13 protein-coding genes are annotated in these 14,761 nt (G+C 43.6%); all 13 read right to left on the reverse strand.

Annotated elements, in window-relative coordinates; genetic code table 11:
- Window positions 1-17 precede the first annotated feature (17 nt).
- A complete protein-coding gene (ymfI, locus tag GC102_RS03355; protein ID WP_171688224.1) occupies window positions 18-773 on the reverse strand; it encodes an elongation factor P 5-aminopentanone reductase in 756 nt (251 codons plus the stop codon).
- Window positions 770-2,059: an EF-P 5-aminopentanol modification-associated protein YfmH gene (gene yfmH / locus GC102_RS03360; RefSeq protein ID WP_171688225.1), complete on the reverse strand. Its 1,290-nt coding sequence runs from the start codon at window positions 2,057-2,059 to the stop codon at window positions 770-772. Before yfmH ends, ymfI begins: the two co-directional genes overlap by 4 nt.
- Before the next feature lie 3 nt (window positions 2,060-2,062).
- A complete protein-coding gene (yfmF, locus tag GC102_RS03365; protein ID WP_171648917.1) occupies window positions 2,063-3,343 on the reverse strand; it encodes an EF-P 5-aminopentanol modification-associated protein YfmF in 1,281 nt (426 codons plus the stop codon).
- 101 nt (window positions 3,344-3,444) lie between these two features.
- Window positions 3,445-4,224 (reverse strand): spore cortex-lytic enzyme, encoded by a 780-nt coding sequence (gene sleB / locus GC102_RS03370; RefSeq protein WP_171688226.1) that lies wholly within the window; start codon window positions 4,222-4,224, stop codon window positions 3,445-3,447.
- Window positions 4,225-4,350: 126 nt separating this feature from the next.
- Window positions 4,351-6,900, reverse strand: coding sequence for a DNA translocase FtsK (locus GC102_RS03375; RefSeq protein ID WP_312883155.1), 2,550 nt, complete (start codon window positions 6,898-6,900; stop codon window positions 4,351-4,353).
- Window positions 6,901-6,964: 64 nt separating this feature from the next.
- Window positions 6,965-7,204: a YlzJ-like family protein gene (locus tag GC102_RS03380; protein WP_171688227.1), complete on the reverse strand. Its 240-nt coding sequence runs from the start codon at window positions 7,202-7,204 to the stop codon at window positions 6,965-6,967.
- Entirely contained in the window at window positions 7,201-7,935 is a 735-nt protein-coding gene (locus tag GC102_RS03385; RefSeq protein ID WP_171648911.1) for a ClpP family protease, read from the reverse strand. Before GC102_RS03385 ends, GC102_RS03380 begins: the two co-directional genes overlap by 4 nt.
- A 219-nt stretch (window positions 7,936-8,154) precedes the next feature.
- On the reverse strand, window positions 8,155-9,831 hold the full coding sequence (locus GC102_RS03390) for a ribonuclease J (protein WP_171648909.1): 1,677 nt from the start codon (window positions 9,829-9,831) through the stop codon (window positions 8,155-8,157).
- Window positions 9,832-10,001: 170 nt separating this feature from the next.
- Complete coding sequence (gene dapA / locus GC102_RS03395; RefSeq protein ID WP_171688228.1) at window positions 10,002-10,865, reverse strand: 4-hydroxy-tetrahydrodipicolinate synthase; 864 nt, start codon at window positions 10,863-10,865, stop codon at window positions 10,002-10,004.
- Between the two features lie 26 nt (window positions 10,866-10,891).
- A complete protein-coding gene (gene dapG, locus GC102_RS03400; protein WP_171688229.1) occupies window positions 10,892-12,109 on the reverse strand; it encodes an aspartate kinase in 1,218 nt (405 codons plus the stop codon).
- Between the two features lie 51 nt (window positions 12,110-12,160).
- Window positions 12,161-13,198, reverse strand: coding sequence for an aspartate-semialdehyde dehydrogenase (locus tag GC102_RS03405; protein ID WP_171688230.1), 1,038 nt, complete (start codon window positions 13,196-13,198; stop codon window positions 12,161-12,163).
- A 36-nt stretch (window positions 13,199-13,234) separates the two neighbouring features.
- On the reverse strand, window positions 13,235-13,828 hold the full coding sequence (locus GC102_RS03410; RefSeq protein ID WP_171648901.1) for a dipicolinate synthase subunit B: 594 nt from the start codon (window positions 13,826-13,828) through the stop codon (window positions 13,235-13,237).
- Window positions 13,825-14,724 carry a dipicolinate synthase subunit DpsA gene (dpsA, locus tag GC102_RS03415; RefSeq protein ID WP_171648899.1) on the reverse strand — a complete coding sequence of 300 codons (900 nt, stop codon included), beginning with the start codon at window positions 14,722-14,724 and terminating at the stop codon, window positions 13,825-13,827. Before dpsA ends, GC102_RS03410 begins: the two co-directional genes overlap by 4 nt.
- Window positions 14,725-14,761 lie beyond the last annotated feature (37 nt).

Below are 14,761 nucleotides of genomic sequence, written 5' to 3' on the forward strand. Positions count from 1 at the left end.
GGCTTCCTACACTGTACTCAGGTTAACCATCCACCATTTGGACTTATGATTTGACCCGTAATATAACCGGATTCAGGCAGTGCTAGAAAGTATACAAGAGAAGCAACTTCATCAGGCAAAGCAAAACGGCCTACCGGAATTTCATTGGCGATCGCTTCTCGCTCCTCAGGTTGAAATCCTGCCATCATTTCGGTATGTACCGCACCAGGCGCTACGGCATTCACCGTCACACCAGAAGGAGCCAGCTCCTTCGCTAACGCCTTCGTGAAGGCGTTCAACCCACCTTTGGCTGTTGAGTATACAACCTCACAGGAGGCACCTGAGATGCCCCATATAGAGGATACGTTAATAATGCGGCCATACTTTTGTTTGACCATTGCCGTCATGAAAGTTTGTGTACAAAGAAAGGCGCCTTTAAGATTAACATTCATTACCAGGTCCCAATCTTCTTCGCTAACATCAGAAAGCATACCAAAGTGAGAAATCCCCGCATTGTTGACGATAATATCAGGGACCATGCCTCTTTGTTCCAGCTTTTCTTGCATTTTATTGATTTGCTCACGAGATTTTACATCCGCTGATACGGTTAACACTTTGGCGCCATGCTTCATGCAGGATCTGGCCACTTCATTAGCAGCTTCGTGTGATTCACGGTAGTGAATAACAACGTTCATGCCTACCGCGGCAAAACGCTCAGCAATCGCAGCACCAATTCCCCGGCTAGCTCCTGTTATAAGAACTGTTTGTTCACTGAATGGCTTAGGGAACGTCACGACGGCTTACGACTTTGCACAATCGAAATAGCAAGTCTGCTCCAGTCAAAATGCTCGCGGAACCGACGGTTCACGTCTTCAAGTGTAATTTGCTCGTAAACAGGTAATATATCGAATAAATCAATATCTTTGAAACGGTATTTAGTGAATTCATTCGCAATGGATTCCGGTGAGTTCATCATCCGTAGGAAATTACCAATTTTCTTCTTTCGACTCCGCTCGAAGGTGACTTCATCTAGTCCTGGATCCTTACGTTTCTCAACCTCTTCGCGTATGCGCGCTACAAGTTGGTCCGGATCTTTGGTATCTCCGCCAAGAATGGAGAAAGCATAACCCTCACTGCAATTATATTCATGACCAAAATTATCAGAAATCAATTGCTCATCATATAGTTCCTGATAAATATCAGAGCTAGAACTGAACAAAACATCTAACATTAATTTCGTAGTCAATTCTCTAACTAGTAAGTCTTTCCCACTTAAAGAAGGCGCAGGCTCCTTGAATCCGATTAAGCATTTTGGCATTGAAACAGGAAGTAATGTTACTCTGCGCGCTTCCTTCACTTCTAATGGCTCATCTGGGAAAAATCGTTGGATATTTCCTTGAGGCGGAAAAGTTTTGGCAGCTTGATTCTCTTTAACTAACGAAATAACCTCTTCTGGATCTACGCCTCCAACCACAAACAGGCTCATATTGCTGGGGTGATAGAATGTGTTGTAGCACTCATACAAGGTTTCTTTTGAGATTTCGGCAATGGACTCTACTGTACCAGCGATATCGATATGGATGGGATGCTTAGCATATAAGGATTCAATTAATCCATAATAGCTTCTCCAATCCGCATTATCTTCGTACATTTTGATCTCTTGACCAATAATGCCTTTTTCCTTTTCTACATTTTCATCTGTAAAATAAGGGTTTTGCACAAAATTAATTAATGTCGTTAAATTCGTTAAATAGTGATCCGTGGATGAAAATAAGTACGCTGTCCGATCAAAGCTTGTAAAAGCGTTAGCCGAAGCGCCGTTTGAAGCGAAAGTAGCGAAAATATCACCTTCAGGCTCTTCAAACATTTTGTGCTCCAGAAAATGAGCAATGCCATCCGGAACTTGTATTGCCTCTTTCCCTTCAACTTGAAAAAAGTTGTCAACAGATCCGAATTGCGTCGTGAACGTCGCATAGGTTTTCTGGAAACCATCTTTGGGTAGTACAAACACATGTAGCCCATTATCAAGCTTCTCGTGATAAATGGTTTCACCAAGGTGTGGATAAGGAATAACCTGCATCTTCTACTCTCCCTTCTGGTCCCGCAAAAAGTATATCGTATCCAGTTGAACACGCTTAGCAGCTTCTGCAATAGCCGTAATATCTACCTGCTCCACAGATTCAATCAAGCCTGAAACCGTACGTTCTTTTCCAGATAAAATAGCATTAAAGTCAAATGAAATTAATTCAAATGCGGAATCCTGAATTTCGCGCAGTTGATTGGCAATCATGGCTCGGGTTTGATTCCATTCAATATCACTGATCTCACCTTGCTCCATGGCAGTCAACTGCTTTTTTATGATATCAACCGCTTTCTCATAATTCGCCATTTCAATCCCCGATTGAATCGTCAGAATGCCTTTGTGACCATCAAACCGAGAAGAGGCATAATAGGCCAGACTCGCTTTCTCACGAACATTCGTAAACAATTTGGAGTGCGGGTAACCTCCGAGAACGCCATTATACATAAGAGCTACTGGGTACTGCTCATCTCGATACGAAATATTGGTACGCAATCCCATGTTCAGTTTCCCTTGATTAACATCCAGACGTTCAACGATTGTCTTCACATCACCTGATGCCCCCCGCGGGGCAGATGTTATATAGCCGACATCCTCTTTGCGTTCAATGGAGAATGCCTGCTTTACAATGCCCTCTACTTCAGAAAGAGTCGTATTTCCAACGACATAAATATCGATTGGTGCGGTTTGAAGCCAATGTTTATATTGTTCGTACAGTTGCTCAGCATTGATGGGGTCCAAATCATCGATTTTACCCAAAGGGTGAAGCCGATAAGGATCATCACTGCACATTTCTTCGATACAGCGTTCAGCTGCGTACCGAATTTTATCGTTAATGACTGATTCTATACGCTTCTGGAGAGTCTGCTTCTCAGCATCGACGTATTTGTTACGAAAATGCCCTTCTTCTAGGGCTGGCTTTGTCAAAGTTTCTCCAACGAAATCAAGTCCCTGCTTTAATAAAGATTGGGCTGATTTCACGAATCGGTCATTGATGATATCCATACGTAACTGAACAATTTGGTAATCGCCTCGTTTATAAATATCAAAGCCGAATCCTGCACCATATAAATCATCTAAATATTCTCGAAATTGCTTCGTTTCTGGGCGTAATTCCGTACCTCTACGAAGTACAAATGGTGTTAATGCGGTACTCGTGACCGTATCTTCCTCTAGAGGACGGCCTATGTACACTGAAATGGCAAACGTTTTAAACCGATCTGTCGGCAGCACATGTAAACGTATATGATTCCATGTAGTGCGCTCAAATTGTATATGCTTCAAAGGTCGGTCTCCCTTCTTTGTCCGTGATATAAATCCATTATATTCCTATACGAAGAGGAGAAGCAACCAAAGCTGGCTCCTTCTCCTTGTCCATGTCTAAATTATTTACAGAAGATATGCTTCCCAATAGTTTTGACTTGCGTCCTGCTCCAAATCCATTTGGATGTTGCCGTTACCGGGTTGAAATAATAGATGCACCCACCCGAAGGATCCCATCCATTCAGTGCATCTTTTACGGCCTTTTGCGATGATTCGTCAGGTGTTAACCATATTTGGCCATCCGCTACGGCTGTGAAAGCACCAGGCTGAAAGATAACACCAGAAACCGTATTTGGAAAACTAGCTGACTTCACTCGATTCAAAATGACGGCTGCAACGGCTACTTGGCCAATATAAGGCTCTCCGCGAGCCTCCCCATGCACCGCATTCGCCATAATCTTCAGATCCTGTTCAGACAAGCCCAGGTTATTCGAAGGCAGCAAATTGGCTGGTTTTTGATTTGAAGAAGCCGTTTCTTTGCCTGCATTGCTTTGTCTTCCTGTTGTTGGTGCTGTAGGCCTCCAATTCTTCGTAGCTTCCCACAGTTTAAGCTTGGTCTTGGGACCTACAACGCCATCTACTTTCATCCCAAACTCACCTTGGAATCGCTTCACTGCTAATAAAGTTTTATACCCATAATCTCCGTCTATACTGCCGCTATAGAAGCCAATGAACTTCAATCTGCCTTGCAGCTCGTTAACATCAGCTCCTGTGGCTCCATAACGCACTTCATTTTTACTAAACGTTTCTTCTGCAGGTGGATTGAACTTTCCCTTCAACTGAAAAGCGACAACTAGTACGAAAACAATACAAAATGTAAGTACAATTAATCGTTTATTCATTCCCCTTCTCAACCTCACTTTTCAAATTACAGCCTTTTCTTGCTTATTATGAGAAAGGGACTCTTTGTTTATACAAAAAAAAAAACACTCTCCTGAGGAGAGTGCTTGTACAATCGTCTTTTTATGTTAGGAACTGATCCGATTATGATGGTATTGTTCAATCGACATCAGCACCTCTCGAGGCTTACTGCCTTCGTAAGGGCCAACGACCCCTTTGGCTTCCATAGAGTCAACCAGCCTTGCTGCACGTGTATAACCGACTCTCATACGTCGTTGCAGCAGGGAAACAGAGGCTTGCTTGGCTTCCAATACAATTTGAACAGCTTGGTCGTACAGCTCGTCTTCAAATTCATTATGCTGCTCCGGCATTTCTTCCACATGCGGAACCATTTCTTCTTGGTAATTCGCCTGCTCCTGTGTGCGTACAAAGCCAACCACATGTTCAACTTCTTGGTCAGATAAAAAGGCACCCTGGATACGAACAGGTTTGGACGCGCCTACTGGTAAATAAAGCATATCCCCTCGACCTAACAGCTTCTCGGCTCCGACCATGTCCAAAATGGTCCTTGAGTCAACTTGAGACGAAACACCAAACGCAATACGCGATGGAATATTGGCTTTAATCACGCCAGTAATAACATCAACGGACGGTCGTTGAGTAGCAATAATTAAATGAATACCCGCAGCACGGGCCATTTGAGCAAGGCGGGTGATAGAATCTTCCACATCGTTAGCAGCAACCATCATTAAATCGGCTAACTCGTCCACGATAACCACGTAATATGGCAGAGGGACTGCTGTACCGCTTTCTGTTAACATCGCGTTGTAGCCCTCAATATTTCGCGTTCCGCTTTTCGAGAATAGTTCATAACGCTTTTCCATCTCTACGACGACTTTCTTAAGTGCTAACGAAGCTCGTCGAGGATCAGTTACAACTGGTGCCAGTAGATGTGGAATCCCATTATAGACATTCAATTCAACCATCTTCGGATCGATCATAAGAAACTTCACTTCATTAGGCTTAGCTTTATACAAAATGCTTGTAATAATCCCATTAATACAGACGGATTTACCTGAACCGGTGGCTCCTGCTACAAGTAAGTGAGGCATTCTTGCCAAATTTCCGACGATTGGTTGTCCAGAAATATCACGTCCAAGTACAACCGATAGCCGTGAGCTGGATTCTTGAAAAGCGGATGTTTCCATGACCTCACGCATGGTCACGATCGAAACCTCCAGATTCGGCACCTCAATGCCGATCGCAGCTTTACCAGGAATCGGAGCTTCCATCCGAATATCCTTGGCGGCAAGCGCCAACGCGATATCATCGGTCAAGGAGACGATTCGGCTGACCTTCACACCCACGTCAGGCTGTATCTCATAGCGTGTCACGGCAGGGCCTCTGACGACCTCTAGCACCTTGGCACGAACCCCAAAGCTCTCCAAGGTGGCTTCGAGCTTCCTTGCATTCGCTTTATAGTCGGCCATCTCACTGCCTTTGCCAACAGCAGGCTTCGCTAATAAATCAAGGGAAGGCATTTCATATGGCCGTGTTTGAACAATTGGCACATTCTCCTGAAATTCCAGCGTAACTGGCTCATCATCCGCATCAACAGCCCCTGCTCCCTGAACTTTAGAGGTCGGCGTTGTAGAGGAAGCTGCAGGATGTTTGACTGCCTGCTGAGCTTCTTGGAAAACCTGCTCTTGAAAATCACGAATAATAGGTGTGATTGGTTGATCTGAGGAGGGTGAATCTGATTCAGCAGCTTGCTTCGCGCCTGACTTATAAAGAACTTGCTCGGTTTCATCTACTGCATCTAAATCATTTAATTCATCTGCATTTGAATTATTCTCGACTGCAGCCTTTTTCCGACTTTCCTTATTAGGACGAAGCAGCTCCATGAAAAGTGGTGTCTTCTTCGCCCGTTTAACAGGCTGAAAGACTTCCTCATCGAATTCATCATCAACAGGAACATAAGAGGATTTCTTCGCCTTAGTTGCACTAGAACCTGCGGAGACTGTTTGGGGCTGACGTGCCTCGCGATCCTGCAGCCACTCTTTCATTCTATCTTTAAAATTTTGGCCAACATTACTGAATCGACCCTTCACGATATTGCCAACGTCTACGTAAGAAATACCTGTTGCCAGAATAAAGCCCATGACGAACAGCGCATATTGGATTAATCTCGCGCCCAAATAGTCGAACAGAAAGTAAAGGACACTGTACAGCATAGCGCCAATCATGCCGCCGCCAATACCATGCTCGAGTGCCGCTTTGCCTGCTTCTGTTGGTTTCAGACCATCTAACATGGCATTCCATGTTGATCCAATGACTTTACCAGACGTGAAACCGCCATCAGGATATAATTGAGCGAACAAATCAATATGATTTTTTATTAGCAGTCCAAGAATGAACAGCAGTATCCCTGCTTTCTTGGGCGTAACCATCTGTGGCCAGGCTCTCTTGATCATCGCATATAAGGCCACATATATGAAAATCAGAGGTATAAGTGAATACCACGTTCCCACAAAAAATCGAAAAAGGTAAATCAACGAATTCCCGACATGCCCTTGATGAGCAAGTGCAATGACCGAGAAGATTAGAATGAGAATACCATATAACTCGAATAACAAGCTTGTTTTTAGAGCCTTACCTTTTTTCTTGCGTTTCGCCACGCTTGCCACCCCCAAGTCCACATTATACCATATTTGACTTGGGGGATGATACAGGAAGAGCAAGCTAGAAAGTTAAAGTTGCCTCTACTACAGGACTATATGAAATAATAGTTCCAGGGGCATATTGATTATTCAAATAATCCTGAGGATTACAACTAAACAGCCTAACAATTCGTGCCTGAAAGCCACTAATCGGTTCAATTTGCATTTTAACTCCACCCTGATCGATTTCGATAAACTTGGGTTCGTAAGTCTCCATTCCTTCAAAAATCACATCCATCGGTATAACCGAGTAATGTATCATTGTACAATGCCTCCGCTCGCCGCTGCTTTCTTAATCTCTATTCGCTGATTAAGCTCTCGGATTGCATCACCGATACCGCCTACTTGATCTATCAAGCCATATTTAACGGCGTCTATACCAATGACCGTAGTCCCAATATCCCTTGTCAACTCGCCAGTCTTAAACATCAACTCTTTAAACTTTTCTTCTGTTACATTAGAGTGCTTCGTTACAAACCGCACAACACGTTCCTGCATTTTATCCAAATATTCAAATGTTTGTGGGACTCCAATAATTAAACCATTTAATCGAATTGGGTGAATCGTCATTGTTGCTGTTTCAGCAATAATCGAGTAGTCCGCTGATACTGCGATGGGAACACCAATGCTGTGCCCGCCACCTAGTACCAAAGCAATGGATGGTTTCGATAAAGTTGCAACCATCTCCGCGATGGCAAGTCCTGCTTCTACATCTCCCCCTACTGTATTTAAAATAATCATAACGCCTTCAATCTTCGGATTTTGTTCTGCGGCGACTAATTGCGGAATTAGGTGCTCATATTTGGTCGTTTTATTCTGGGGAGGGAGAACGATATGTCCTTCCACTTGTCCAATAATGGTGAGGCAGAAAATATTAGATTCGCCAGAAAGCGTATTAGTTTGACCTAACTGTTGAATGTTTTCGAGGACTGCGTTCTTCTTACCTTCTTCCGTTTCCGGTTCTTGTTGTTTCGGTCCTGTGGGTGCTGCCACTGAAAATCCCCCTTCGAGTTTTGCTTTTGCAAAAACAGCTTTGTAAGCTTAAACTGCATTGTGCTAGCAAACTTTGCATGTACTGTTCATAATCTCCCATAGTATGAATAAATTTGCGTACTTTCATGCATTCTCACCCTACGAACTATAAGAAAAAAAGCTCCCTCCAGTGATGGAGAGAGCTTTACTATTGCATAGGTTCAAGTGACTTGTTCGAGCCTAGACTTCCATGATAATAGGAAGGATCATCGGTCTTCTTCTGGTTTGTTCATATAAAAAGCGTCCGAGAACATCTTTCACGTTTGTTTTTAAAGATGCCCATTCATTTACATTTTCATTCATTAATTTCGTTAACGTATTCGTTACGATACGATTGGCTTCTTCCAAGAGACCCTCAGATTCACGTACATACACGAACCCGCGAGAAATAATATCTGGTCCAGATAAAATTTTGCCATCTTGTTTGCTGAGTGTAACTACGACCACAAGGATTCCGTCCTGAGACAGTAATTTACGGTCACGCAACACAATGTTGCCTACATCTCCAACACCCAGTCCATCAATCAGAATGTTGCCGCTTTGAACTTTAGATCCTTTGCGAGCAACGCCATTTTGAATTTCTACTGTGTCACCGATATCGCACATAAATATATCTTCTTTAGGAATGCCGACAGACTCGGCTAGGATGCCATGTTGACGCAGCATGCGATATTCGCCATGAATCGGAATAAAGTACTTAGGCTTCATAAGATTGAGCATTAACTTCAATTCTTCTTGACTACCGTGACCTGATACGTGTACGCCAGTAACAGAACCTGGACCGTAAATCACATTAGCGCCAATACGGAATAACTCATCTACGGTACGGCCTACATAGCGCTCATTCCCTGGAATTGGAGTTGCCGCAATAATGACCGTATCCCCAGGTAAAATATCGATTTTACGATGAGTTGAACGTGCCATTCTTGTAAGAGCAGACATTGGCTCTCCTTGGCTTCCTGTGGAAAGAATGACAACGCGATCAGCGGCAAGCTTGTTAACTTCCTCTGGCTCAATTAGCATGCCATCCGGAATGTGCAAGTACCCTAACTCGCTAGCGATCGAAACCACGTTAACCATACTGCGACCGATTACTGTTACTTTGCGATTTGTTGCTGCGGCTGCATCAAACACCTGTTGAACACGGTGAATGTTGGATGCAAATGTCGCAATAACAACTCTTTGCTTAGCTTTACGGAACACTTCTTCAATCTCAACCCCAACACTGCGCTCAGAGCCTGTGTAACCAGGACGTTCTGCATTTGTGCTGTCAGAAAGCAAGGCAAGTACGCCTTTCTTCCCAATTTCTGCCATACGATGCAAGTCCGCATATTGATCATTTACAGGAGTTTGATCGAACTTAAAGTCTCCTGTATGAACAACAACACCTTCTGGTGTATCTAAAGCGACACCCACAGAATCAGGAATACTATGATTGGTTTTGAAGAATGTTGCTGTAAGAACGCCTAAGGATAGAACGGATTCCGAATTAATGAGGATCCGGTTCGTAGTACCGAGTAAATTTGCTTCCTTCAGCTTAGCTTCGATAAGTCCCATTGTAAGCTTAGTTGCATAAAGTGGAACGTTAAGATGCTTAAGTACATAAGGTAAGCCGCCAATATGATCTTCGTGGCCGTGAGTGATGATAATGCCGCGTACTTTATCCCGATTCTCCGTTAGATATCCAATGTCTGGAATGACGATGTCGATTCCAAGCATGTCCTCCTCTGGAAATTTCAAACCACTATCAATGACGATGATATCGTTCGCATACTGAACGCAATACATATTTTTTCCGATTTCGCCCACGCCGCCAAGAGCGAAGATCAAAAGTTTATCAATATTTTTTTTGGACAAGAATATACCTCCTTCTAAGATTGGACGACGAATTTTAAATGAAAAAACCGAACTAGTCACTTGCAACCATTATACATGAAAAAAAACAACAAATACAAGTTAATACCTATTACTTTAGATTCCCCAAAAAAAGAAAACCGATGCCGGAAGCACCGATTCATTAGGCGTTATCATACAAAAAGTGATTGGATGAATTGTCCTTCTTGCTCGGATACACGAACTAACGGAAGTCTTACGCCTCCAGTTTGAATGCCTTTCAATGCGAGAGCATGCTTAATTGGAGCAGGACTCGGCACACGGAAAATGCCAGTAAAAACAGGATGAAGCTTACGATGAAGTTCTGCCGCTTGCTGAGTGTTACCTTCTAAATAATACTTTATCATAGATTGCATTTCTTTTCCAATCACATGACTAGCAACACTAATAATTCCCTGACATCCTACCGCTAAAGCAGGCAGCGCACTGCTGTCATCCCCACTGTACACTAGGAAATTAGGAGCTGCATCATTAAGTATACGTGTCAATTGATCCGTGTTAGCGCAATCTTTGGTAGCCACGATATTCGGAATTTGGGATAGACGAATAGTTGTCTCCGCATCCAAATTCACACCTGTGCGTCCCGGTACATTATAAAGCATAATCGATACCTGAACAGACTCAGCTACTGCTTTAAAATGCTGGTACAACCCTTCTTGGGAAGGGCGGTTATAATAAGGAGCTACGATCAGTAAAGCATCGACTCCAAGTTTCTCAACTTTTTGGGAAAAATGAATGGTGTGCGCAGTGTCATTACTTCCTGTACCTGCAATGATCTTGCATCGCCCACCAGCATAACGAACGGATAGTTCGATAAGTTTCAGCTTCTCATCGTCTGTTAATGTTGGTGCCTCACCAGTCGTGCCACAAATAACAAGGCTATCCGACTGCTGCTCTTCGATCAAATAGTTAATTAATGGTTCCACTTGCTCCCAGTTCACTTGTAAATTCTCGTCAAAAGGAGTGACCATAGCTGTAATTACTCTTCCAAAATCCAACGTTATACCTCCTCAATCTCACATTTTCACTTATATAAATTAAATTTATGATGTAGTGCCCTAACAGATTTAATCATATCAACACCATGGACAAGCACCCAAATCGTTGTATTTGAATCGGCTGATTGAAGGATACGTATGTCCTCCACCGTTAATGCCTCAACAATTTGCGCCATAATACCTGGTACTCCGTTCATACCGCCACCGATCACCGAAACTTTCGCACATCCACTCACGGCTTTAGGATCATAGCCTTGACCTCTGAGCAGTTTTAGAGCGCGTTCCGCTTCATGATCGAACACCGTATAAACGACTCCCGATGGATTGACGTTTATAAAATCAACACTAATCTGATGCAGCGCCATCGTTTTAAATACACGAAGCTGAAGATCGAATTGACCTTCAACCGCAGCAACATGAATTTGAGTAATGTTCGTAAAATGGGCAATTCCCGTAACGAATCGATCCCTCACTTGACTCATATCCGTAGGGATACTGTCTGAAGCTGTAACCAACGTTCCTTCTTCTTTGGAAAACGTAGATCGGACGCGAATCGGAATATTAGCCTGCATGGCTACTTCTACCGCGCGTGGATGTATAACCTTAGCACCATTATGTGCCATATTGCAGATTTCAGCGAAGCTAACACGAACTAGCGGTTTAGCATCCTCAACGATCCGTGGATCCGCTGTCAATATTCCGTTGACATCCGTGAAAATATCTACAATTTCTGCTTTAAGGGCAGCCCCAAGAGCAGTAGCCGATGTATCACTACCACCGCGCCCTAATGTTGTTAGTTCGTCTTGACTTGTTTTACCTTGAAATCCGGTAACAATGACTACCATATCTTGTTCCAGCAATTCAAGGATCCTGTTAGGCTGCATAGCTACTATCTGGGCATTACCGTGAACATCATTCGTAAGAATACCAGCTTGCCCACCTGTCAAAACCGTAGAACGAATACCTGTTGCTTGTAATAAGCTGCACAAATGTACCGCAGAAATTAACTCTCCGCAGCCCATTAACATATCGAGTTCCCGCGCTGGCAGCCCATCCCCGTTCTTTCGAACGAGGTCTAAGAGCGTGTCAGTCGCATAAGGTTCTCCTTTTCTTCCCATCGCGGATACAACAACAACCAATTTATAATGATTGATAAGTGCGTCTTGAATGTGTCCAATAACGTGTTCTCTGGCATGAGCGGTGGAAAGCGAAGTGCCTCCAAATTTTTGTACAAGGATTCGCATGAGTTTCCCCCATATTCACTGCACGATAATAATCGCAGTCATTGTTGCTGATTATTGTTCTATAGCAATATATTCAGCAATTTGTACAGCATTCCATGCAGCGCCTTTTAGCAAGTTGTCAGAAACAATCCACATATTTAGCGCTTTTGGATTGCTCAAATCACGGCGTACACGACCAACGAAAGTTTCCAGTTTACCCGCTGCATCTGTAGCAAGGGGGTATTGCTGCTCAGCCGGATTGTCAACAAGAACAATACCAGGGGCATTTGCAAGTAACGTCTTCACTTCTTCTACGTCGAAATCTTCTTTTAATTCAACATAGACAGACTCAGAATGACCATAAACAACCGGAATACGGACACATGTAGCTGTAACTTCAATGGACTCATCGCCCATTATTTTTTTCGTTTCAAGAATCATTTTCATTTCTTCATTCGTAAAACCGTTATCGAGGAACTTATCGATTTGCGGAATCGCATTGAAAGCGATCTGATGTTTCACTGGCAAAGAACCAACCGGCAAAATATCCGGATTCGCATCATTTCCTTCAAGCACTTCTTTCGATTGTCTCAACATTTCGTTAATCGCTTTAGCACCAGCTCCAGAAACAGCTTGGTATGTTGACACGATGATACGGGAAATCCCATAACGGTCATATAGAGGCTTAAGTGCAGCTACCATTTGGATCGTAGAACAATTCGGATTGGCAATAATGCCTTTGTGCTCGTTAATTTTATCAACATTTACCTCAGGCACCACAAGAGGTGTTTCAGGATCCATTCGGTATGCACTCGTATTATCGATACAGATCGTACCCGCCTTAACCGCGTGAGGAGCTAATGCCTTCGTAACATCGCCTCCAGCACTAAATAAAGCAATATCAACGCCTTCGAAGCTTTCTGGTGTCGCTTCTTGAACGGTTACTTCTTGACCTTTGAAAGAAAGCTTAACGCCCGCTGAACGAGCGGAAGAGAGTAATTTCAATTCCTTGATGGGGAAATTCCGTTCTTCCAATAGACGGATTATTTGTTCTCCTACTGCGCCTGTAGCGCCTACGACTGCAACGTTAAAAAGCTTCTGGTTCGACATGAGCTGGACTCTCCCCTTCAAGTTGTTATATATGAATTAGTATAGAAATCTCTCAATAATCATGGGCTGCAATTGCTTACCTTCAAGAGCAGCTTCACAGGCTTCCATAATCAAGTCCATCCGAGCTACCAACGAATTTGGCTTCGCTCCAGGTGCATCTTGACCATAGGGCACAAAATAAATGTTTTTGGTAATGAGAAGCTTTGCGATATTCATCGCGTTCAAACCCAGCCCATCATTGGTCGAAATCGCTAAAACTAGCGGCCGCAAATTTCTCATTTGTGCTTTTGCAGCCATAAGTACTGGACTCTCTGTCATTGCGTTTGCTAGCTTGCTAGTCGTGTTCCCTGTGCATGGCGCAATAACCATCACATCAAGCAGCTTGGATGGACCTAGTGGCTCTGCGGCTACAATAGTAGATATAATTTCGTTCCCTGTTATATCCTTTATCTGTTGCTGCCAATCATCTGATTTACCAAAACGTGTGTCGGTGGTCATGACTGTATTCGATACAATCGGAATGACACGTGCACCTGCATCTACAAATCTCTTAATCTGCGGCATGACTTCTTCCAACGTACAGTGAGAACCAGTTAAAGCATATCCGACTGTTTTCCCTTGCCAATTCATTCCACATCGCTCCTGTCTTTGAAGTCTTCCACGATCAGCTGACTAAGTGTGTTTGCCATGATGCGGCCAGCTGTTTTGGGGGCGACGATGCCAGGTAAACCGGGCGCTAGCATCGCTTTGATGCCTCTTTTCTCGGCAAATCGGAAGTCCGTTCCGCCGGGTTTAGAAGCCAAATCGATGATGAGCGCGCGATGTGGGATATTAGTAATAACTTGCGCTGTGACTATCATAGTCGGAATTGTATTAAAAAGCAAGTCAATATTCCCCACTTCCGGGTACAGATCCTTTGTATAAAAAGGCTGAAAACCCATCTCCCACGCCCTTGCAAAATGCTCCGGTTTCCTCACGCCAACCTTCACGGTTGCCCCTAATCCCTGTAACGTTTTGGCCATTGTAAAACCTGTACGACCAAAACCTAAAACCATACTAACTGAACCATGGATGGTAATATCGGTGTTCTGGATCGCCATCATTAGCGCTCCCTCAGCTGTCGGAATGGAGTTATAAATCGCTATATCATCACGCTCGAATAACTCCACTACCTCAATCCCATGTGCCGCACAAAGCTTTTTTAGAAAGCTTTTGGCCATTCCTGTATACACTTTGGCATGCTTTGGCAGTGAAGACATAAGATCATCTGTCAGTCTCATCTCTTCACTCGAGAATATAGATTCCACTTGTCCCGAATCATCCGTACCTACAGCAGGTAAAATAAGTACATCTACGGTTTGAAACAGCACGGGATCGAGTTTAGCATTTGAAACACCGCTAAATTGCCTCCCTAAATTGTCAAAGCCGATTAATGTCACCGTAGCATCAAGTTCAGTAAATTTCTGAATTACTTCAAGCTGCCGGGCGTCTCCACCCATAATAGCAACCGAAATCCCAGTGAGCATTCTTACACCCCTTTCTCGGTCCGTTTCGATACGTTAT

Source organism: Paenibacillus germinis, from assembly GCF_013141785.1.
In the GTDB taxonomy this organism is placed as follows: Bacteria; Bacillota; Bacilli; order Paenibacillales; family NBRC-103111; genus Paenibacillus_E; species Paenibacillus_E phytorum.

Excerpts from the sequence above, each read along its gene's own strand:
- yfmH (WP_171688225.1), bottom strand. The coding sequence starts at position 2,059 with ATGCAGGTTATTCCTTATCCACACCTTGGTGAAACCATTTATCACGAG.
- sleB (WP_171688226.1), bottom strand. The coding sequence starts at position 4,224 with ATGAATAAACGATTAATTGTACTTACATTTTGTATTGTTTTCGTACTA.
- GC102_RS03380 (WP_171688227.1), bottom strand. The coding sequence starts at position 7,204 with ATGATACATTACTCGGTTATACCGATGGATGTGATTTTTGAAGGAATG.
- dapG (WP_171688229.1), bottom strand. The coding sequence starts at position 12,109 with ATGCGAATCCTTGTACAAAAATTTGGAGGCACTTCGCTTTCCACCGCT.
- GC102_RS03405 (WP_171688230.1), bottom strand. The coding sequence starts at position 13,198 with ATGTCGAACCAGAAGCTTTTTAACGTTGCAGTCGTAGGCGCTACAGGC.
- GC102_RS03410 (WP_171648901.1), bottom strand. The coding sequence starts at position 13,828 with ATGAATTGGCAAGGGAAAACAGTCGGATATGCTTTAACTGGTTCTCAC.
- dpsA (WP_171648899.1), bottom strand. The coding sequence starts at position 14,724 with ATGCTCACTGGGATTTCGGTTGCTATTATGGGTGGAGACGCCCGGCAG.